17 protein-coding genes and 1 pseudogene are annotated in these 20,323 nt (G+C 71.9%); 8 read left to right on the top strand and 10 right to left on the bottom strand.

The features are described from left to right. The first annotated feature begins 862 nt into the window (after positions 1 to 862). Positions 863 to 2,341, top strand: a complete 1,479-nt coding sequence (locus GTY84_RS21345; RefSeq protein ID WP_161228045.1) for a PAS domain-containing sensor histidine kinase — start codon at positions 863 to 865, stop codon at positions 2,339 to 2,341. Positions 2,342 to 2,633: 292 nt separating this feature from the next. Here GTY84_RS21345 and GTY84_RS21350 read toward each other — a convergent pair whose 3' ends face one another. Both GTY84_RS21350 and GTY84_RS21355 read right to left on the bottom strand, forming a co-directional pair. Further along, the gene (locus GTY84_RS21350; RefSeq protein ID WP_003973730.1) at positions 2,634 to 2,891 is read right to left on the bottom strand and encodes a WhiB family transcriptional regulator; all 258 of its coding nucleotides are present in this window, start codon (positions 2,889 to 2,891) and stop codon (positions 2,634 to 2,636) included. 318 nt (positions 2,892 to 3,209) lie between these two features. Continuing rightward, complete coding sequence (locus GTY84_RS21355; protein ID WP_161227921.1) at positions 3,210 to 4,178, bottom strand: diacylglycerol kinase family protein; 969 nt, start codon at positions 4,176 to 4,178, stop codon at positions 3,210 to 3,212. Between the two features lie 644 nt (positions 4,179 to 4,822). Between GTY84_RS21355 and GTY84_RS21360 the strand changes: the two genes are divergently transcribed. Continuing rightward, positions 4,823 to 5,272, top strand: a complete 450-nt coding sequence (locus GTY84_RS21360; protein ID WP_161227922.1) for a hypothetical protein — start codon at positions 4,823 to 4,825, stop codon at positions 5,270 to 5,272. Between the two features lie 139 nt (positions 5,273 to 5,411). Here GTY84_RS21360 and GTY84_RS21365 read toward each other — a convergent pair whose 3' ends face one another. The 3 genes from GTY84_RS21365 to GTY84_RS21375 all read right to left on the bottom strand — a co-directional run bounded on the left by GTY84_RS21365 (position 5,412) and on the right by GTY84_RS21375 (position 7,467). Continuing rightward, entirely contained in the window at positions 5,412 to 6,539 is a 1,128-nt protein-coding gene (locus GTY84_RS21365; protein WP_345943496.1) for a SigB/SigF/SigG family RNA polymerase sigma factor, read from the bottom strand. Further along, positions 6,536 to 6,949 carry an anti-sigma regulatory factor gene (locus tag GTY84_RS21370; protein WP_019326945.1) on the bottom strand — a complete coding sequence of 138 codons (414 nt, stop codon included), beginning with the start codon at positions 6,947 to 6,949 and terminating at the stop codon, positions 6,536 to 6,538. The genes GTY84_RS21365 and GTY84_RS21370 overlap by 4 nt, the downstream gene beginning before the upstream one ends. A gap of 257 nt (positions 6,950 to 7,206) precedes the next feature. Continuing rightward, the gene (locus GTY84_RS21375; RefSeq protein ID WP_161227923.1) at positions 7,207 to 7,467 is read right to left on the bottom strand and encodes a UBP-type zinc finger domain-containing protein; all 261 of its coding nucleotides are present in this window, start codon (positions 7,465 to 7,467) and stop codon (positions 7,207 to 7,209) included. A 61-nt stretch (positions 7,468 to 7,528) separates the two neighbouring features. Here GTY84_RS21375 and GTY84_RS21380 point away from each other — a divergent pair, with 61 nt between their 5' ends. Beyond that, a complete protein-coding gene (locus GTY84_RS21380; protein WP_161227924.1) occupies positions 7,529 to 9,124 on the top strand; it encodes a Na+/H+ antiporter in 1,596 nt (531 codons plus the stop codon). 224 nt (positions 9,125 to 9,348) lie between these two features. Here GTY84_RS21380 and GTY84_RS21385 read toward each other — a convergent pair whose 3' ends face one another. Next, complete coding sequence (locus GTY84_RS21385) at positions 9,349 to 10,266, bottom strand: pyridoxal-phosphate dependent enzyme (RefSeq protein ID WP_161228047.1); 918 nt, start codon at positions 10,264 to 10,266, stop codon at positions 9,349 to 9,351. Positions 10,267 to 10,312: 46 nt separating this feature from the next. Beyond that, complete coding sequence (locus tag GTY84_RS21390) at positions 10,313 to 10,903, bottom strand: N-acetylmuramoyl-L-alanine amidase (protein WP_161227925.1); 591 nt, start codon at positions 10,901 to 10,903, stop codon at positions 10,313 to 10,315. Between the two features lie 340 nt (positions 10,904 to 11,243). On the opposite strand from GTY84_RS21390, the gene GTY84_RS21395 reads away from it, so the two are divergent. The 4 genes from GTY84_RS21395 (at position 11,244) to GTY84_RS21410 (ending at position 15,496) form a co-directional block, all read left to right on the top strand. Beyond that, on the top strand, positions 11,244 to 12,650 hold the full coding sequence (locus tag GTY84_RS21395) for a family 2B encapsulin nanocompartment shell protein (protein WP_161227926.1): 1,407 nt from the start codon (positions 11,244 to 11,246) through the stop codon (positions 12,648 to 12,650). Positions 12,651 to 12,743: 93 nt separating this feature from the next. Further along, positions 12,744 to 13,922, top strand: coding sequence for a family 2 encapsulin nanocompartment cargo protein polyprenyl transferase (locus GTY84_RS21400; RefSeq protein ID WP_161227927.1), 1,179 nt, complete (start codon positions 12,744 to 12,746; stop codon positions 13,920 to 13,922). 265 nt (positions 13,923 to 14,187) lie between these two features. Continuing rightward, positions 14,188 to 14,787, top strand: coding sequence for a GNAT family N-acetyltransferase (locus GTY84_RS21405; protein ID WP_161227928.1), 600 nt, complete (start codon positions 14,188 to 14,190; stop codon positions 14,785 to 14,787). A 511-nt stretch (positions 14,788 to 15,298) separates the two neighbouring features. After that, on the top strand, positions 15,299 to 15,496 hold the full coding sequence (locus tag GTY84_RS21410; RefSeq protein ID WP_161227929.1) for a hypothetical protein: 198 nt from the start codon (positions 15,299 to 15,301) through the stop codon (positions 15,494 to 15,496). Between the two features lie 711 nt (positions 15,497 to 16,207). Here GTY84_RS21410 and GTY84_RS21415 read toward each other — a convergent pair. Genes GTY84_RS21415 through GTY84_RS21425 form a run of 3 tightly spaced genes read right to left on the bottom strand, consistent with a single transcriptional unit; the run spans position 16,208 to position 19,293 of the window. Then, positions 16,208 to 16,735 (bottom strand): hypothetical protein, encoded by a 528-nt coding sequence (locus tag GTY84_RS21415; protein WP_161227930.1) that lies wholly within the window; start codon positions 16,733 to 16,735, stop codon positions 16,208 to 16,210. A 19-nt stretch (positions 16,736 to 16,754) separates the two neighbouring features. Beyond that, on the bottom strand, positions 16,755 to 18,047 hold the full coding sequence (locus GTY84_RS35025; RefSeq protein WP_161227931.1) for a NucA/NucB deoxyribonuclease domain-containing protein: 1,293 nt from the start codon (positions 18,045 to 18,047) through the stop codon (positions 16,755 to 16,757). A gap of 58 nt (positions 18,048 to 18,105) precedes the next feature. Then, positions 18,106 to 19,293, bottom strand: coding sequence for a hypothetical protein (locus GTY84_RS21425; protein ID WP_237532487.1), 1,188 nt, complete (start codon positions 19,291 to 19,293; stop codon positions 18,106 to 18,108). Positions 19,294 to 19,831: 538 nt separating this feature from the next. Between GTY84_RS21425 and GTY84_RS21430 the strand changes: the two are divergent. Further along, a pseudogene (locus GTY84_RS21430) lies at positions 19,832 to 20,281 on the top strand (IS5/IS1182 family transposase); the annotation flags it as partial. Positions 20,282 to 20,323: the final 42 nt, after the last annotated feature.

Consider the following 20,323-nt stretch of genomic DNA (forward strand, 5'->3'; position numbering starts at 1 on the left):
GGGCTGTGCCCGTACCCGGGCTGTGCCCGTACCCGGGCTGTGCCCGTACCCGGGCTGTGCCCGTACCCGGGCTGTGCCCGTACCCGGGCTGTGCCTGTACCCGGACCGGAGGCCCGCACCCGGGCCGTACCTGGGGCCCGGATCCGGGCCGGGGCCCCGAGCGTCGGGAGCGCGGCCCCGCCCGGCCCCGCGGGGCCCGCCGCCGGGCGGAGGAGGGACGCGGTGCCGGGACCCGGGCCGCCCTCCCGGCCGTTCGGCAGGGCGCGTGGCGCGGCGGACGCCTCCACCGCCTCCTCCCCGTTTCCGCCGCCCCCGTTCCCGGCGCGTCCACGCGTGTCCGCCGTGCCGCCGTCCCTCACCGACCCCGCCGCCGTCGCGCGCGGGCGCTCCGAGTCGCCCCCTCCCCACCGTTCCTCCGCCTCGCGCCCGTGCCCGCCGTCCCCCGTCCGGCCGGGTCCGAACACGCCCTTCCCGGGCACGACATGATCCACAATGGCCCCGGGCCGGGGCGGCCGGGAACCGGTGCCGTCCGCCGCATGGACACGGCGAATGGTCTAGTCCACAATGGCTCTTGAGACCGGGCGTGCGCACGAGCACGCCGACGTAGGGCTTCCGCCTTCCCCGCACAGGAGGGCGGACCGAGGAGCCGGGCTCTCTGCCCTGACTGCCGGGTTCCTCACCCACGGCCGACCGGGACCGCACACCCCACGGCCGTTGTTTGCTCCGGGCTGCGGTGCCGGGAGGGCTGAGGGTCCCTCCCAGGCGCCGCGGCCCGTGGGTTCTCCCGGGGCCGCCGGACACCGCGGGGCGGCTGGTTTCGATCGCCTCCCCGACCGCCGGGTACGCTCGCCCCGTGCCCTCCATGAACGAACTCGTGCGCCAGCACACCGCCCTGGACGACTCCGACCTCGAGTGGCTCCACCTGCTGGTCTCGGAGTGGCAGCTCCTCTCCGACCTCTCCTTCGCCGACCTGGTCCTCTGGGTCCCCACCCGGGACGGCACGCGCTACGTGTCCGTGGCGCAAATGCGGCCCAACACCGGCCCCACCTCGTACCAGGACGACATGGTCGGCCATCTGGTGCCGCGGGGCCGCCGCCCCATGCTGGACATCGCCCTGGACGAGGGGCGGATCGTGCGCGAGGGCGACCCGGAGTGGCGCGAGGAGGTCCCGGTCCGCGTCGAGTCGATCCCGGTGCGCCGCCAGGAGCGGGTGCTCGGGGTCATCGCCCGCAACACCAACCTGTTGACCGTGCGCACCCCGAGCCGCCTGGAGCTCACCTATCTGCAGAGCGCCTCCGACCTCGCGCAGATGATCGCGGCCGGCGCCTTCCCGTTCGAGAACCAGCAGGTCGACATGGACGCCTCGCCCCGCGTCGGGGACGGCCTGATCCGCCTGGACGCGGACGGGATCGTCCACTACGCGTCACCGAACGCGCTGTCGGCCTATCACCGGATGGGGTTGGCCGCCGACCTCGTCGGGCACCACCTCGGGCGGACGACCGCCGAACTCGCCCCGTCCCGCGGCCCGGTCGACGAGGCGCTCGCCAAGGTGGCCAGCGGCTGGGCACCGCGCGAGTTCGAGGTCGAGGCGCGGGGCGGGGTGATCCAGTTCCGGGCCATCCCGCTCAAGCCCAAGGGCACCCGCATCGGTTCCCTGGTCCTGCTCCGCGACGTCACGGAACTGCGGCGCAGGGAACGCGAACTGATCACCAAGGACGCCACCATCCGGGAGATCCACCACCGGGTGAAGAACAACCTCCAGACGGTGGCCGCGCTGCTGCGGCTCCAGGCCCGCCGGATCGAGTCCGAGCGGGGGCGTGAGGCGCTGGAGGAGGCGGTGCGCCGGGTCGGCTCCATCGCGATCGTCCACGAGACGCTGTCCCAGAACCTGGACGAGCGGGTGGAGTTCGACGAGATCGCGGACCGGGTGCTGGCGATGGTGGCGGAGATCGCGCCGGGCAAGGTCATCGGCCGGCGCACCGGCCGCTTCGGCATCCTGGACGCCGAGGTCGCCACCCCGCTGTCCATGGTGCTGACCGAGGTGCTGCAGAACGCGCTGGAGCACGGTTTCCGCCAGGGGGAGACGGGCACGGTGGAGGTCTCGGCCGTGCGCGGCGGGACGACGAAGCAGGCCCGCCTCCTGGTCACCGTCCAGGACGACGGGGTGGGACTGCCCGCGGACTTCGACCCGCACCGCTCCGGCAATCTCGGGCTGCAGATCGTCCGCACCCTGGTGGAGGGCGAGCTGGGCGGTTCCTTCGACATGGTGCCCGCTCCGGGGCGGGGCACCCGGGTGATCCTCGACATTCCCGTGGCGACGCGGAAGGAACGGCCGAAGTAGCGGGAGCGCGGCGCGGAAGGGTCCGCCGCGCCGACCGGGGGTGTCCATCGGGTCAATCGGATGCGGGAGAGGGTGGCCCCGTCAACCTGATGTGGTGAAAGACAACGCCAAAGGGTTGTCGGCGGAATGCCTTTCCGGAAACGGCCCGGGACAGCGAAAAGCCCCGGACCGTGAAGTCCGGGGCCAATGCTCGTGCTTGCGCATCGGGGTACTGCGCGCTGCGGCTCGGGGGCGGGAGTTGCGTACACGCTGTACGCGCCGCCAAGCTCAGGCTGTCAGCAGGGGTGGCTGGTCAGGCGGAGGCCTGACGAGCCCGGTTGCGGGCGGCACGGCGCTTCATCGCGCGGCGCTCGTCCTCGCTGAGACCACCCCAGACGCCGGAGTCCTGGCCGGACTCGAGCGCCCACTGCAGACACTGCTCCATTACCGGGCAGCGACGGCAGACGGCCTTGGCTTCCTCGATCTGCAGCAGCGCGGGACCGGTGTTGCCGATGGGGAAGAAGAGCTCGGGGTCTTCCTCGCGGCAAACGGCGCGGTGACGCCAGTCCATGGCTGCTACCTCTCCTTGGTATTACGTGCAAGTGCTTGTGAATGTGAACGCTTTCACGAATCCCTCAACAAGGGAAGGGCCTACCGCCAGGTTCCCTGGCGCGGTCCTGTGTTTTGAGGAGGGGTTCCGGTGATCAGTGGAGGCCGGTGTTGCGGGCCGTCCCGATCGCCATGTAGAGATTCGCAAACCTCGGCGGCGGATACAACCCCTTCCGGAAAGTTTTTTTTGATTCTTCGGTGTCGACTAGGTCACAGCCGTACTTCCATGGGGTGGACCCTGGCCTAAACGTTCGAGTGAAAGGACTTTGGGCCCTTCTGCTCACACAATCACACGCAGTGCACGGCGTACGCCTGTGAACGTCACGCTGGTGCGCAGCCCCAGATGGTCACCGTCCATCTGGAGAGGCAGTGGCGCCTTCGAATGCAAGGTGAAGGCGCTCAGGTCGTGCAGGGAGACCGCGTGCCTGCCCCGGGGGCCCCGCTCGGGGGACGAAGTGAGCAACTGGGTGCCATACCGGGCAACCGCGGCGGTCGACAGGCGGCTGAGGCCGAGCACGTCGAGGCCGGTATCGAACGAGGCCTTAGGCGACGCGTAGATCGGGCGATTGCCGAGAAACGTCCAGGGGCACGTGTTCGAGACTATGGAGAGCACCAGACCCGTGACCGGGTCCTCGCCCTCCCGCTCCAGGGTGATCGTCCCGCTGCGGCGGTGCGGCTCGCCGATGAGCTGACGCACCACCTGGCGCACGTACAGGGCGTGCGTCGACTTCGCGCCCTGCTCGCGGTGCTGCTCGACCCGCCCGACCACCCCCGCGTCGAAGCCGAGCCCGGCGTTGAAGGTGAACCAGCGGGACGGCACCGACTCGTCGTCCGTGCCGGGGGTACCCGAGGCCACTCCGAGACCGACGGTCCGCTCGCGGCCCTCACGCAGCGCGTCCAGCAGGGCGCCGGTCGCCTCCACCGCGTGGTTGGGCAGGCCCAGGGCGCGTGCGAAGACGTTGGTGGAGCCGCCGGGGACCACCGCGAGGCGGGGCAGGCGGTCGGGGTCGGGCCCGGCGTGCAGCAGTCCGTTGACGACCTCGTTCACCGTGCCGTCGCCGCCGAGGGCCACCACCAGCTCGATGTCCGCGCTCTGCGCCGCCAGGCGGCCGAGGTCGCGTGCGTGGCCGCGGTACTCGGTGGTGACCGCCTCCAGCTTCATCTCGCTCGCGAGCGCGTGGATCAGGACGTCGCGCGTACGCGCGCTCGTGGTGGTTGCCGCCGGGTTGACCACGAGAAGTGCACGCATGGGGTGCAGGGTACCTACTGCGGGGTACCCGTCCCAGCCCGAGGTGGGTCTCCGGTGGGAGAAGCGGCGGAAGCGCGGGCGTAAAGGGCGGGGGAGAACGGGACGGACGCCCGGGGCGGGAACCGGCGGACCCGGGGCGGTGCGGAGCCGGGGCCGACACGGTGGACAGGGGGTCCGCCACGGCACCCGAGCGGTCGGCACCTGGCGCGGCGGTGCGCTCGGCCGGGATGCGTAGCGTAGGCCGTGACCCGCCCGGCCGGGATGTGTGTCCCGGAACACGTGCCGCTCAGGGAGGGGCCGACGCGTGGGGCGGGACGGTGCGCGTGCGGCGCGCGGCCCCCGCACGCCCCGGGCGGGGAGGGCACCCGCGTGGCCGCGCCGTCGGCGAACGCCCTTCGCGGGACGCCACACGTCCCTTCGCGGACATGTTCACCAGGGGACGGCGCGTCAGGAGAGGGCGCGCGAGGGGCACCCTTCCCCGGCGGGTGCGCGAGGCGCGCCGCCCGGCACGAACGCCGCGGGCGCGGAAGCCGCGTCGCTCAGGAGAACGCGTGCGCGCGAGAGGGCGGTACGGCGCGCCCGGCGGGCCCTCCGTGCCGGGGCTCGCCCGGGGAAGCGGGGCGCCCGGGGGCTACCCTTCCAGGGTGAGCAGTGAGCAGACCCCCGCCCCCGAAGCCCCCGCCGACGCGCCGGAGCCCCGCCCGGGCCGGCTGACCGCCGTGGCGGCGCTCGCCGCGCTGGAGGGGCTGGTGCTCGTCGTGGGCGGTGTGTGGGTGCTGGTGGAGGGCCTGACCGGGCATCCCGACGACCGGACCACGGCCCTCACCGGCGGCGTCACCCTGATGGTCCTCGGACTGCTGCCCCTGATCGCCGCGCGCGGGCTGCTCGCCTGCCGGGGCTGGAGCCGGGGCCCCGCCGTCATCACGCAGATCCTGGCCCTGCCCGTGGCCGTCAACCTGATCGGTTCCGACGGCGTGGCCGTCCCCGCGGGCGTCGCGCTCGGCGCGGTGGCCGTCACGGCGCTGCTCATGCTGGTCAACCCGGCCACGACGCTGGCCCTGGGGATCAAGGGGCCCGGCGGGAACAGGAAGTGACCGCTTCCTGAGCCCCGGGCGTCCGCCGCCCCCCCCGGCCGTCCGCGGCCCCGCCTCCCGGGCGGTGGGCCGCGGCGGCCGTCCCGCCCGCAGGCGCCACCGGGACGCGGCCCGGCGGCGCCTCCCGACGGGACGGCGGCTACTCCTCGACGAGGAGCTTCTCCCGCAACTGCGCCAGGGTGCGCGCCAGCAGCCGCGAGACGTGCATCTGGGAGATGCCGACCTCCTGCGCGATCTGCGACTGGGTCATGTTGCCGAAGAAGCGCAGCAGCAGGATGCGCTTCTCCCGGGGCGGAAGGTCCTCCAGCAGCGGCTTGAGGGACTCCCGGTACTCGACCCCCTCCAGCGCCTCGTCCTCGGCGCCGAGGGTGTCCGCGACGGCCGGGGACTCGTCGTCGGTGTCGGGGACGTCCAGGGACAGCGTGGAGTACGCGTTGGCGGACTCCAGGCCCTCCAGGACCTCCTCCTCCGAGATCGCCAGCCGCTCCGCCAGCTCGTGGACCGTGGGGGAGCGGCCGTGGAGCTGGGACAGCTCCGCCGTGGCCGTGGTGAGGGCCAGCCGGAGCTCCTGGAGCCGGCGCGGGACGCGCACCGCCCAGCCCTTGTCCCGGAAGTGCCGCTTGATCTCGCCGACCACCGTCGGGGTCGCGTACGTGGAGAACTCCACCCCGCGCTCCGGGTCGAAGCGGTCGACGGACTTGATCAGCCCGATGGTGGCGACCTGCGTCAGGTCGTCCAGCGGCTCGCCCCGGTTGCGGAAGCGGCGGGCGAGGTGCTCGACGAGCGGCAGGTGCATGCGGACGAGCCGGTTGCGCAGCTCCGCGTACTCGGGGCCGTCCTTCTCCAGCGTGCGCAGCTCCGTGAACAGGGCGCGCGCCCCGCTGCGGTCCTGAGGGTCGTGCCGCGCGTCCTGCGCGCCGCGCACGGCCGGCGCCGCGTCCTCGGAGTCCCGCTCGTGCTCGCTCATCGTCCCGTCCGTCGCCCTTTCCCGAGCAGGCGCCCCGCCCCGGCCGGGCCCGACGGGGGTGCTCCCCGCCGGTCCCTCCGGGGGCGCGTGCCGTACGGCACCGTCGCCGGGCCGCTGCCCCGCGCCGGGGACGCCGGCCTCGGGCGCGGCCTCGTCCTCCGGATGCGGCCGGGCCTGCTCGGGGATTCCGTCGATGCCGTCCGCCACGCGCCGGGCCTCGCTCGGCACACCCGTGCCCTCGGCCGACAGCTCCCGTGTCCCGCGCTCCTCGTCCCGCACCGGCCCGTCCCCGTTCCTCACGCCGGCCCGGGTCCGGCGCCGCGCTGTTTGTAGAGGCTGATCGAAACGGTGTTGTCCTCGTCCACGGCGGAGGAGACCTTGCCCGCGAGGGCCGACAGCACGGTCCACGCGAAGGTGTCCCGCGAGGGGGCGTGACCGTCCGTGGTCGGTGCCGAGACGGTGACCTCCAGAGAGTCGTCGACGAGGCGGAAGACGCAACTGAGCACCGAGCCGGGCACGGCCTGCTGCAGCAGGATCGCGCAGGCCTCGTCGACCGCGATGCGCAGGTCCTCGATCTCGTCGAGGGTGAAGTCCAAACGGGCCGCGAGGCCGGCCGTCGCCGTACGCAGCACCGACAGGTAGGCACCCGCGGCCGGCAGCCGGACTTCCACGAAGTCCTGGGTCGCGGGCTCGCCTGCGATCTGGGACACCCTCACCTCCAAGGTGGTACATGCGCTACCGGGCCGGGACGACCCCGGGGTAGCACGACACGTGGTTCAGCGGTGACGTTATCGCGCTCCGATGTCTCCCGTCCCCGGGACCCCGGCCCTTGCTGTCACTCATAGTAAACACGTGAACACGTACAGTGGCTAGGGGTTCGGCGGGTCCAAATCGGAAGAGCGCGCGCCGGGTTGACGTACCCATGGCTCAGACGGTCGAACCGTCTCCGGCACAGGTCACGGGCCGGTCACACCAGAACATGATCGACAAAGCACCAGCGCCAGTCCTCCCCGGGTTCGAAGGTCCGTATCACGGGATGGCCGGTCTCCTCGTGGTGCGCCGTCGCGTGCCGCCGCGGCGAGGAGTCGCAGCAGCCGACGTGACCGCAGGTGAGGCACAGCCGCAGTTGAACCGGGTCCGTGCCCTCGGCCAGGCATTCGGGACAGGTGCCGCCAAGCGGCTGCGGTTCCGGGTGCGGCAGCGCGTCGACGTGCGTGCACTGTTTCATGATGCCCAGGTTACGACGGGTGCGCGGGTGAGCGCGCGAACGCGGAGGACGGGCGAGGCCGATGGACGTGATGCCGCTCCTGCTGCTGGTGGCGGGGAGCGCCGCGGTCGCAGCCGCCGGCCGCCGCACCCCGGTCCCGGCGCCCCTGCTGCTGGTCGCGGCCGGCCTGGCGGTCAGCTACCTCCCCGGGGTCCCCGACTACACCCTCGACCCGCACGTCGTCCTGCCGCTGCTGCTGCCGCCCCTGCTGTACACGGCGGGCACCGACAGCTCCTACCTCGACCTGCGGGCCCACGTGCGGCCCGTGGCGCTGCTGTCCGTGGGGTACGTGCTCTTCGCGACCTTCGTCGTCGGCTGCGCCGCCTACCTGATCGTGCCGGGACTGCCGCTGACCGCCGCCCTGGTGCTCGGCGCGGTCGTGGCACCGCCCGACGCGGTCGCGGCCACGGCGGTCGCCCGCCGGGTGGGTCTGCCGTCCCGGATCACCACGATCCTCCAGGGCGAGTCCCTGGTGAACGACGCCACCGCGATCACCGCCTTCAAGGTCGCCCTCGCGGCGGCGGTCGGCGAGGGCGCCACCTGGGCGGGGGGCATCGGCGAGTTCCTGCTCGCGGCGGTCGGCGGCGTGGGTGTCGGACTGGTGCTGATGGTGCCGCTGCAGTGGCTGCGCACCCACCTGCGGGAGGCCCTGCTGCAGAACACGCTCTCCCTGCTCATCCCGTTCGTCGCGTACGCCGCCGCCGAGCAGGTGCACGCCTCCGGGGTCCTCGCGGTCGTCGTCGTCGCCCTGCACCTGGGCCACCGCGCCTGGGAGGTCGACTTCGCCACCCGCCTCCAGGAGGACGCGGTGTGGAGGATGGTCGCCTTCGTCCTGGAGTCGGCGGTCTTCGCCCTCATCGGGCTGCAACTGCCCGTCGTCCTCAGGGGCCTCGGCACCTACGCCGTCGCCGACGCGGCCTGGTACGCCGTTGCCGTGTTCCTGGTCGTCGCCGCCGCCCGCTTCGTCTGGGTGTACCCCGCGACCTTCCTGCCGCGCCTGCTCTCCGCCCGCGTGCGCGCGCGGGAGGACGATCCCGGCTGGAAGGCGCCCTTCGTCATCGGCTGGGCCGGGATGCGCGGCGTCGTCTCCCTGGCCATCGCCTTCTCCGTCCCGCTCACCGTCCACGGCGGCGGGCCCTTCCCCGAACGGAACCTGATCCTGTTCCTGACCTTCACCACGGTCATCGGCACCCTGGTCGTCCAGGGGGTGAGCCTGCCGCCGCTGATCCGGCTCCTGGGGTTCCCCGCCCACGACACCCGGGCCGAGACCCTCGCGGAGGCCAACGCCCAGGCCCAGGCGTCCCGGGCCGCCGAGGAACGCCTGGACGACCTGCTCACCGACGAGCGCAACGCCCTGCCCGGCCCGCTCGCGGACCGCCTGCGCATGGTCATGGAGCGCCGCCGCGACGCCGTCTGGGAACGGCTCGGCCAGGTCAACCCCGTGACCGGGGAGAGCGTCGACGACACCTACCGGCGGCTGTCGCGGGAGATGATCGGCGCCGAGCGCGCGGTGTTCGTCCGGCTCCGGGACGGCCGGTACATCGACGACGAGATGCTGCGCACCCTGCTGCGCAGGCTGGACCTGGAGGAGGCGGCGGCCTACCGGGAGGCGGCGTAGCCCGCGGGGGACGGCGGGCCGGTGCGGGGGCGCCACTCCGTCCGCCCTCCCGCGTGGGTGCCGCGGTACGGGCGACTCCGCCCCGACCGTCCACCGCGTCCCCCTCCCGCGCGCGGGTGCCGCCGTGAGGGCCCGCGAGGAGTCGGAGAGGCTCGCGCGCCCCCTCCCGCGCGCGGGTGCCGCGCCGCCCGCCCTCCCGCGCGGGTGCCCGGACGGCGCCCCGGTCAGGCGAAGGGCCGCCCGGTGACGACGGCCGCCAGCGTCGTCCCGCGCGCGAAGGCGTGCTCCCGGGTCAGGGCCAGCAGGCCGTACAGCATCTTGGCGACGTAGACGCGCTCCACGGGCAGCCCGTGGCGGTCCTCGAAGTCGTCGGCGAAGGCGTCCAGCCCGGGGGTGGAGCGGGCGTACCCGCCGCAGTGGAAGCGGTCGTCCAGGCTCCAGGCGCCCCGGGGGCCGCCGAACGCCTCCTCCTGGAGGCGCCGTATCTCCCCGGCGAGGAAACCGCCCCCCTTGAGGACCGGTATCCCGAGCGCCCGGCTCCCCGCGGGCAGCCCGGCGGCCAGGCCCGCGAGGGTGCCGCCGGTGCCGCAGGCCAGCGCCACCACGTCCGCCCGCCCGGCCAGCTCCACGCCCAGCTCCCGGCAGCCCCGGACGGCCGCCGCGTTGCTGCCGCCCTCCGGGACGACGAACGCGCCCTCCGCGCCCGCGGTCCGCAGCAGGGCCGCCAGGGTCCCCGGGTCGGACTTGCGGCGGTATGTCGCGCGGTCGGTGAAGCACAGCCGCATGCCGTCGGCGGCACACCGGGCGAGGGAGGCGTTGAGCGGCCGGTGCGCCAGCTCCTCGCCGCGCACCACGCCGACCGTGGGCAGGCCGAGCAGCCGTCCGGCGGCGGCCGTGGCCCGCAGGTGGTTGGAGTACGCCCCGCCGAAGGTGACGACCGCGCGCCCGCCGGCCCGGGCGAGGTTGGGCGCGAGTTTGCGCCACTTGTTGCCGACCAGCTCCGGGTGGATGAGGTCGTCCCGTTTCAGCAGCAGCCGCACCCCGTGCTGTTCGAACCGCGCGTCGGCGGCCGGCACCAGTGGCGAGGGCAGCCGGGGGCGCGGCAGGGAGGGCCTGCCGCTGCTCCGGCCGGTGCTGTCGATGCTGGTCACACGGCCATTGTGCCGTGCGCCGGGCGGCCCTGCCGGGTCACTTCAGCCGGTCCCGGACGCGCTCGCGCATCGACGCCATGGTGAACCCCCTGGGGTCCGACTTCCCGGGCTGCCACTCCAGGTGGCCGATGACGGACCGCTCCGTCCAGCCGTGGTGGCGGCAGACCGCCGCGGCGGCCCGCTCGACGGCCTCCAGCTGCGCGCGGGGCCAGGGGTCCTCCCCGTCGCCCAGGTTCTCGCACTCGAAGCCGTAGAAGTACCGGTTGCCGTCGGTGTTCGCCTCGTTGTCGCCGGGCAGGCGCTTCTCCGCGACGACCGCGCGCAGCACGTCGTCGTCACCGGACCCGGCGTGGTTGACGCGGCCGTAGCCCACCAGGTGGACCCGGCCGTCCTTGGTGATGACGCCGTGGCACAGCGGCCCCGGCAGGTCCTCGTGGCCCGTGCGGCAGATCTCCACGGTGCGCGCGCCGCCGCTGGTCACCGTGTGGTGGACCATCACGCCGTGCACGGGCCCCCAGGGGCCCTTGTGGTCGCGGTTGTGGTGCCGCCAGTCGCCGACCTCGACGACGGTGAGGCCCTCGGCCCTCAACGCCCCGAGGAAGCTGTCCGCGGACATGGGTGAGGCCATCGCCGGCTCCTCCGTTCCGTGCGACGGCCGCCGGACGCGGCCGCCGGGTACCGGGCTTGTACCGAAACGGAGCGATCCCTACTGCTTGTTCGAGCCGCCTTCCCCGTTGTTCGTATCGCGTGCGAACGATTTAAGACGAAATGGCGAATGAGTGACGGTGGAAGGGCCGTTGAGGGCCCTCGGGCCGGTACTTCGAACGAATGATCATCCCTGCCCCGCGCACCGATGATCCATTCTCGCTCTTTCGTGTAATAGCACTGGCGGGCTCCGTCGTGAAGGCTGACCCGTGCACATTGATGCCGGGCGCAGCCGTCCGGCATGACCGGGAGGGCAATTCCATATGTCGGTAGGCGAAGAGGTCCGCACCGAGCAGACGAGGCCGCAGCAGAGCCTCGGCACGGCGGCAGCGCGGAACCTGGCCACCACGACCAAGTCCGTGCCGCAGATGCAGGAGATCAGCTCGCGCTGGCTGCTGCGCACCCTTCCCTGGGTGGACGTCCAGGGCGGCACGTACCGGGTGAACCGGCGCCTGACGTACGCCATCGGCGACGGCCGGGTGACGTTTGTGAAGACCGGCGACCGCGTCGAGGTCATCCCCGCGGAGCTGGGCGAACTGCCCGCCCTGCGGTCCTACGAGGACGAGGGGGCGCTCGCCGAGCTGGCCCGCCGCTGCCAGCAGCGCGAGTTCGCGCCCGGCGAGGTGATCGCGTCCTTCGGCACCGAGGCCGACGCCGTCTACCTGCTGGCGCACGGCAAGGTGGAGAAGGTCGGCACCGGCCCCTACGGCGACGACGCCGTGCTCGGGGTCCTGGCCGACGGCGCCTACTTCGGTGACGGCGCCCTGCTCGACCCGGGGGCCATCTGGGAGTACACCGCCCGCGCCGTCACCGCCTGCACGGTGCTGGTCCTGCCCCGCCAGGACCTCGAACAGGTCGCCGAGCGCACGGAGTCCCTGCGCGACCACCTCCAGCAGCTCCGTTCCCTCCCCGAGCAGCGCACCAACAAGCAGGGCGAGAAGGCCATCGACCTCTCCGCCGGCCACACCGGTGAGCCCGATATCCCGCAAACCTTTGTCGATTACGAAGCCCGCCCCCGCGAATACGAACTGAGCGTCGCCCAGACCGTGCTGCGCATCCACTCGCGCGTGGCCGACCTCTACAACCAGCCGATGAACCAGACGGAGCAGCAGATCCGCCTGACCGTCGAGGCACTGAAGGAGCGTCAGGAGCACGAACTCGTCAACAACAGCGAGTTCGGCCTGCTGCACAACTGCGAGTACGACCAGCGCATCCAGCCGCACGCCGGGGTGCCCGGCCCGGACGACCTGGACGAGCTGCTCAGCCGCCGCCGCGGCACCAAGCTGCTCCTCGCCCACCCGCGCGCCATCGCCGCCTTCGGCCGCGAGCTGAACAAGCGCGGACTCGTCCCCGAGACGATCGACATCGCCGGCAACCGCATCCCGACCTGGCGCGGTGTCCCGATCTACCCGTGCAACAAGATCCCGGTCACCGAGGCGCGGACGACCTCGATCATCGCGATGCGTACCGGTGAGCAGGACCAGGGCGTCATCGGCCTGCGCGCCACCGGCATCCCCGACGAGATCGAGTCGAGCCTCTCGGTGCGCTTCATGGGCATCAACGAGCAGGCCATCATCAAGTACCTGGTCACGGCCTACTACTCGGCCGCCGTCCTCGTGCCCGACGCCCTCGGGGTCCTGGAGAACGTCGAGATCGGCCGCTGGCAGTGACGTCCGTCCCCTCCGCGCCGTGTTCCCGCCCTCCGGGGCGGGTACACCCCGGGGGTACGGGCAAGCACGCGGGCTGACGGGAGAGATGAGTCCATGACGGACGCTGGGTACGGCGCCACCGAACTGTCCCCTCCCACGGGAACGCTGGAACGGCACGAGCCCCTCGGGATACGCGGGGGCACGGAGCCGGGGGCGGTGCCCGAGGGGCAGGACGGTCCGGCTCCGGGCGGTTCCGGTACGGGGGCGTCCGACGAGGCGGCGGAGCTGCTGCGGCGGTCCCGGGCCTCGGTCGACCCGGAACTGCGGGACGCCGTGGCGTCGTTGCCCGCCACCATGCGCCGCATCGGGCTCTACCACTTCGGCTGGCAGCACGCCGACGGCAGCCCCGCCGACGGCAACGCGGGCAAGGCGATCCGCCCCGCCCTCGTCCTCGCCTCGGCCGCCGCGCTCGGGGGGCCCGCGGCCCGTGCCGCGGCCGTCCGGGCCGCGGCGGCGGTGGAACTGGTCCACAACTTCACCCTGCTCCACGACGACGTGATGGACCGGGACGCCACCCGCCGCCACCGGCCCACCGCGTGGACGGTGTTCGGCGACGCCGACGCCATCCTGGCGGGCGACGCCCTCCAGGCGCTCGCCCTGCGGCTGCTCGCCGCGGACGCGCATTCCGCGTCCGCGGCGGCGGCCACCCGGCTCGCCGACTGCGTCATGGAGCTGTGCGAGGGGCAGCACGTGGACACGGCCATGGAGCGGCGCCGCCCGACCGAGATCACCCTCGACGAGACGCTCGCCATGGCCGAGGCCAAGACCGGCGCGCTGCTCGGGTGCGCCTGCGCTCTCGGCGCGCTGTACGCGGGCGCCTCGGCCGAGGACGTGGCGGCGCTGGACGCCTTCGGTCGCGAGGCCGGGCTGGCCTTCCAGCTCATCGACGACGTCATCGGCATATGGGGCGACCCGCGCCGCACCGGCAAGCCCGCCGGGGCGGACCTGGCGGCCCGCAAGAAGTCGCTCCCGGTGGTGGCGGCGCTCACCTCGGGCACCCCGGCCGCCGCGGAACTCGCCGAGCTGTACGCGGCGCCCTACGCGGAGGGCACGGAGGACCTGGAGGAGACCACCAGGATCGTGGAGCGGGCGGGCGGCCGGGACTGGGCCCAGGCCCAGGCGGCGGACCGGATGGCCCGCGCCATGCAGGCGCTGTCGCGCGCCGTGCCCGATCCGGAGGCCGCGGGCGGTCTGCTGGCGCTGGCCGAGTTCGTCACCCGGCGCAGCGCCTGACGGCCGCCGCCCGGGCAGGACCCGGGGCCCGTGCAGGGCCGTGGGGCGTCGGACCGGCGTACGGCCGCACCGCCGAGGCCCCTGGCAGCGGGCCCCGCACTGCCCCACGGTGTGCGGGGCCCGTCACTCGCCCCGGCCCTGCGGAGCCGTGCGTCACCAGGAGCGGCCGGACGGGACGCCGCACCCGCCGGTGGATGCCCCGCGCCACCCGTTAGGCTTCAACGGCCGTGCAGACAGGTGAGGTTGAACCGAAGGGCGGGCGGACATGGGCGTGGCGATCCGGACGGCGGGACCCGGCGACCGGGAGTGGGTCGTCCGGCTGCTCGACGAGGCGTTCCAGGACGATCCGGTCAGCGGCTGGGTCTTCCCCGGCGCGGAGTACCGCCGCCGCACCCACCACCGGCTGATGGCCGCCTTCGCCGACGTGGTCCTCGCCGAGGGCCGCGTCGACCTGACCGAAGACGGCGCAGCCTGCGCGATGTGGCTCTCGCTGCCCGCCGCCGGGGAGGACGACGGCGCGGACGACGACACCCCCGTCCGGATACGCCTCGCCGTCGATCCCGGGAACGACCGGATCGAGCGGATCGCGCGGCTGACGGCGGACGTCCACCCAGCCGGGCGGGCGCACGAGTACCTCTGGATGATCGGCGTGGCACCCGGGCGGCAGGGCGAGGGCCTGGGCACCGCGCTCATCGGCACCGTCCTCGACCGCTGCGACCGTGAGGGCCGGCCCGCCTATCTGGAGGCCAGCAGCGACCGCAGCCGGTTGCTCTACGAGCGCCTCGGCTTCGCGGTCGTCGGCCAGCCCCTGGAACTGCCGGAGGGCCCTCTGATGTGGCCGATGTGGCGCGAGCCGCGCGGCTGACACGCGGTCTGCCAGGGGCTGCGGTGGCCTGGGGCGCTCGGAGGCTGGGGCCGGGGGCTCTTGGGGCTTGGGAACGCCGGGGCCCGGGGTGTCCGGGGTGTCCGGGGAGCCCGGGGCGGTTGAGCGGGCCGGACCCTGCGGGAGCCGCGCGCGCCCCGGTCCGAGCCCCGGCAACGCTGCCCTGCGCCGGGTCCCGGGCCTCCCGCGGAGCCACGTCGCAGGCCCGCCGCCCGGTCCGGGCCCGGAGGTCTGCCCGGGTCCGGTTCCGGACATCTGCCCGGCCAGGGCCCGGACGGCCGTCCAGCCCGCGCTCCGGACCTTTCCTCGGACCGGAGGCCGGACGCCGGACGCTGTACGCGCCCCGAGCTCCGTTCCGGAGATCCGACCGCGCCGGCTCCGGTGATCGACCCCGGCGTGGCGCGCGGCTTCCCTTCCCGCCGGGTGCCGGGTGCCGGGTGCTGCGGCGGGGTTCCGCCCGGCGGCCGGGGGCGGACCGCTCTACCCTGGAACCATGGACAGCGACGCACCCGTCTGTCCCGTCTGCGGACAGCCGGTCGGAACGGTCGTCCGGCGGCACAAGACGCTGGGCGCCTGGGTCCCGTCCTGGACGGCGGGCCCCTGCCGCAACCCGCGCTGCGAGGCGAACCCGGACGCGAGCACGGCCGGGCGCCCGCCGGAGCCGACGCGGAAGGCGACGCGCGGTGGCTAAGGGCTCTCCCGTAATCCCCGGCGGGCGTACGACGACAGCTACGGCGCCTCGCCGCGTTGTTGGATCGCCCGAATGCGCAGTATGAGGACGATCCTCCACCTTGCGATGCACCGCATCTGAGCCGCGCGCTGATCCACCGGGGATCACGGGACAGCCCTTGGTCGGGGCGTGGAGTTCCGGGTCGACGCGTGCCCCGTCGGCGGCGGAAGCGTGAAACAGGTCGATGAGCCCGGCCTTCTTGATGGCCTTCGCCGCGCGGGAGGCCCTGGCTCTTGGCGCTCGGTAGAACAAGGCTGACCGTTCGGAAGCCCACACCGGCGAGCGAACAGGTGCGTGGTGAGTACAACTGCCCCACCGGGCGCACGCCGCCGGACGATCGCGGAGCGAGCTCGATCGGTCGGTCAGGGCGTAGCCCTCACGATCTGACGACCCAACGCGGCGTCGGATCAGCAGGGGTGCTGATGGGTGGCGCACCGACAAGGTTCCGGGGAGACGGGATGACCCGAAACGGAGCGCCGCGAGCAAAACGGGCAGTACGGCGCCCACCCGGATCGCCCCCCTCCCCCCAAGACAACCGCACCCGGTCCCCGTGAGCGCCGGACGTGGCGGTCTGGGGCCGGGTGCGAATCAGCCGGGGATGGATTGGGCCAAGCCATCTCCGGCTCCTGGTGGTGGGCTGCGTCGGTGCCTGTGCGGACGGACCGCGTCGGCCTACAGATCTTCTTCGTCGAGTGGTTCGGGCTCGCGGATGTAGGCGAGATCCAGGACGTATCGTTCGGTGACAGGAGGGTTGTTCCACGCCTGGGTGAGGTGGTCCTCGAAGGTGTCGTCGGTGGGGTGGTCGAGCGTCCCCGCGTAGTAGTCGGCTGTCGCCTGCCGGTTCTCCCACCAGGCATGGCCTTCGTAGACACCCGGACGGGGCAGGGTCATTTCCCCTGCGGGGCCGTATTCCAGTTGGTTGACGACGAGAATGCCGGATTCCGATTCAATACTGACAGGAACATGTCCTTCGGCTTCGGCAGGCGGGTCAGGCGCGATGTCCCAGACGCGGATGGCCACCTCGACGTCGATGTCGGGTTGCAGGCTGAGCAGGTACAGGTGGTAGCCGTTGCCGGCCACCACCTGCGTGTGGGCGGCGGCCATGGCGTCGTCATCGCTGAGGTGGGCGTCGGCCTCGTAGACCTCGACGACGCGGCGGGCCGGTGTGGCCCTGCAACGGTATTCAGCCAGGAGCACCATGGTGCCGCTGCCCTTTCTGCTAGTTGGTGATCTTCATGTAAAAGGCGTCGCCGCTCAGCATGCGGTTGAGGGTGTACATCTGGTCGAGCCTGCGACCGCCGGTTTCGTTGTCGGCGCCGTCGATCAGTCGGACGGAGAACCGGTTGTCACCCTTGGTGGAACCTTCCTGTGTGGAGGCGAAGGGATACTCGTCACACTGGAGTTTGGTCCCGCTGTAGTCGCCCCACACCTTCTCGCACTCCTTGATGGAGCGCTTACGGTTCTCCTTCTGTTTCTCCTTGTTGACGAGTCGGTGCAAGGGCTCCTTCGTCCCTGGCACGCTCTTGCCGGGCCAGGAGGGGAAGGTCCGCTCGGGCCGGTTCAGGGCGTCGTGGATGTGAAGGGCACTTTCGTTGACGCCCGGGTCCTTCTGGCTCATCACGAGTTCCACGCGGGCCCGTGTGAAGACGGTGCCCTTGTGCTTGCCTGCTATCTTCCCGGCGTAGTCGTAGCGGACGCTGGAACTGTAGACGCCCCTGCCTCCGGTGAAGGGAGCGGCCTTGGGGGAACTGGCGCTCAGGTCCATGGACACGGTGGAGTACACGCGCTGCTGGTTGCCCTGGTCGAACAGGGCGCCCTTGTCGGGGGAGGTGTAGGAGAGAGACCATTGGGGCTTGCGGTCCCACCCTCCGAGCAATTCGTCACGCTCCTTCGTCCGCGGTGCGGTCACCCTGGGGTCGGGATCGCTCTTAGACGCGTTGATGTTGTGGCGGAAGTGCTGGCCGAGTCGCCACTTCGTGGCATCTTCGGTAGGTATGGGCTGGACACGTATGTTCTCGATGCTGGCGACATAGTCGACGCGGCGGCTGCCGTCGTAGGTGAAGCCGAGGATCCACTGGTCGAACCAGAGGCGGCCGAGCGTCGTGGTGCCTCTCACATCACGCAAGACCAGGTCGAAGGGGCGCTTCTGGCAGCTCTCGAAGCGGGACTTGACCCAGCCGGTGACGGCCTTGGCCTGCGTCGCATGACTGGCGCACTGCCGTCGCAGGTCTATTTCGTCGCCAGGCTCGGCGCCGGCCGCACTCTGTCGGGCTGCGGTCCTCGGAGTGCGGGTTCCAGCGTATTCGGCGTAGGGGATGGGCTGGTCGAGACTCCGCAGCTCGTTGGCGGGGAGGGACACTGCTTCGACGAACACTGTGCCGTCGACGGCCGTGTCGCTCGCGATCGGGGTGGCCTGAACGGTCGCGGTGCCCGCTGCGAGGAGTATCAGGACCGCCGCGGTGGCGCCGGCGGTGCCGCGGGCGAGATGGATAAGTGCAGTGACTGGGTTCACCGGTGGACTCCTTGGGCGTGTCGGGAAGCGACGGAACGGCGACGACGATCCGTGGCGATCACGAGACATCGCAGAGGTCGCCCCAGCACGCCTCCAGCAATGCGCCAGTGTGTGTGGAGTAGCGGGCGGTGAATCCGTCGAAGCGGCGGTCGGTGTGCTGCAGGCCGGAGGTGGGACCGGCGGAGGTGACCGTCCAAGAGCCGTCGTCACTGTCGGCGGCTGCGCGGAAGCGGGCCTTCAGTGCTCCCGCAGGCGAAGCGGTCGGCCTGACGCTCAGGGAGTCAGCCGGAACATTGAATGCGGCTGCCGCGCGCTCCCGGACAACGGCGGCCGATACGCCAGCATCGGGTCCGGTGCCCGTGGACGACTCGCGAGACGACAAAGCGGCTGCGTTGCACATCCGTACGGTGACCACGCACTCCGACAGGCCAGGCACGGTAGCCAGGCAACTGTCGGGGTTGTTCTCCATACAGGAGTGCAGAGCCCGCTGGTCCACTCCGTTGAATGTGGCGGGCAGGCTTTGCGCTCGGGTGGCGGCCGGACTGACCGCAGGGGCCGTCAAGGTGGTGGGTGAGTTCATGGCGGCGGCTTGCCGGCGGGGCTTGCTCGCGGTCCATTGGGTGAACTTGCTGTTGTCGGTCAGTTTGGTGGTGAAGCAGGTCGGCGGCTTGTGGCTCGTGCTGCACGCGGGCAGAGTGATGGACTTGGCCACGTTGGCTGTCGCCGTCTGCTGCCACACCTTGTTCCCCGTCATGAACTGCATGCGGTTCGCGATTGAGGGGACATCCACGTACTTCGGTCCGGTCACCTCAAGGCCGATGTCGACTCGGTTTGTGTTGCCACTGGTCACCTTGAGCTGCTTGGTGGTGGAGCCGACCTTGTTGAAGTCGTAGAGCACGTCCCACTGGTTGCCACTGTCCTGACGAACGGTCATGTAGGTGTGGTTGCGCTTGTCGGGCTTGGTCGGGTTGACTCCTGCCTTGATGGCCTGGGTGCGGCCACCGCTGGTGGTCAGCTCCGACCAGCGGGGGCCGTAGGCAGAGGTTGTCCTTCCTGTTTTCTCCGCGTACAGGCCGAGCTCGATGCTGGGGGCCAGCGGGCCGCTCGAAGTGTTCGGGCTGACGCGCAGATAGTTGGCCACCTGGACGGCGGCCGACCCTGTGTCGGTTTGATCGAACGTGATCGGCATGTTCCGCCACGTGGCGAAGTCGCCGATCATCGGCTCGCCTGGCTGGCTGCACGTCATCGCCCAGAACGTGCTACGGGCGCTGTAGAGACCGGCGCAGGCTTCCTTGGGTGCGGCAGCGCTAGCCGAAGGAGCAATGCCGAAAGCGGTGAGTGCGGTGACTCCGGCACAGACCGAGGCCAAGAATCTCGCGCGCGAACGCGACAAGGGTCCCCCTAGAAACGATCAAAAGTGGTCGCAGGGGAACTTACAGCTCTCCTTTCCCGATCTGTCCGTTAATAAGATAGGTTGACTTGATCTCGATGCGTGATCTGTGTCATGTCGGCACAGTCCAGGTGGAGGAGCTTGGAGCCTCCACGCAACGGTTTCCTTCCCGGCCTTCTGCCGAAGAGGAGCACTGATGCCGCTGGGACGACCGTTCTTGAGGAAGGGAAGGCTGCTCTCCGCTGCCGCCAGCCATCGAGAAGGGCCGCGGCCCGCCACTGAGCCCTTTCCGGCCTACGCCTGAAAGTGGAGCGGTTGGGCTGACAACGTGGTGAAGCCCTTGGCAGATGGGATTTCGGCCAAGAGAACTGTCTCGACCAGAGGTCTCACGTGCTTGTCTGTCCCGTCGGGCATCGACGTGTTCAGCTCTGCCCTCCGGTTCCTCGCGCAGCAGTTGCAGCGGCGGCGCCGCACGATCGGCTCCCGTTGACGGCGCCTGACCGCTGGCCGCCAGGGCCTGCTCGCCCTTGCCCATCTGAGGATGGGACACACGTATGCCCAGTTCGCCGCCGGGTTCGACGTCGGCACCACGACGCCATGCCGCCGAGACGGCCGAGCGCCTGGCCGCTCTCGCCCCCAGCCTCACCGAGGCGGCTGACCGCATCGGTGAAGGCGTTCTGATCCTGGACGGCACGCTACTGCCGATCGACCGCGTTGCCGCAGACCGGCCATTCCGCTCTGGCAAGCACAAGGAGCACGGGATTACATGCAGGTCATCGCCGATCCCTTCGGTCGGCTTCTGTGGGCATCACCGGCCCTGCCCGGGGCCGCCCACACCATCCGCGTGGCCTCTTCGGCAAGGGCCCGAATCATTGCGTGTTCACTG

This window comes from Streptomyces sp. SID8352, assembly GCF_009862265.1.
In the GTDB taxonomy this organism is placed as follows: Bacteria; Actinomycetota; Actinomycetes; order Streptomycetales; family Streptomycetaceae; genus Streptomyces.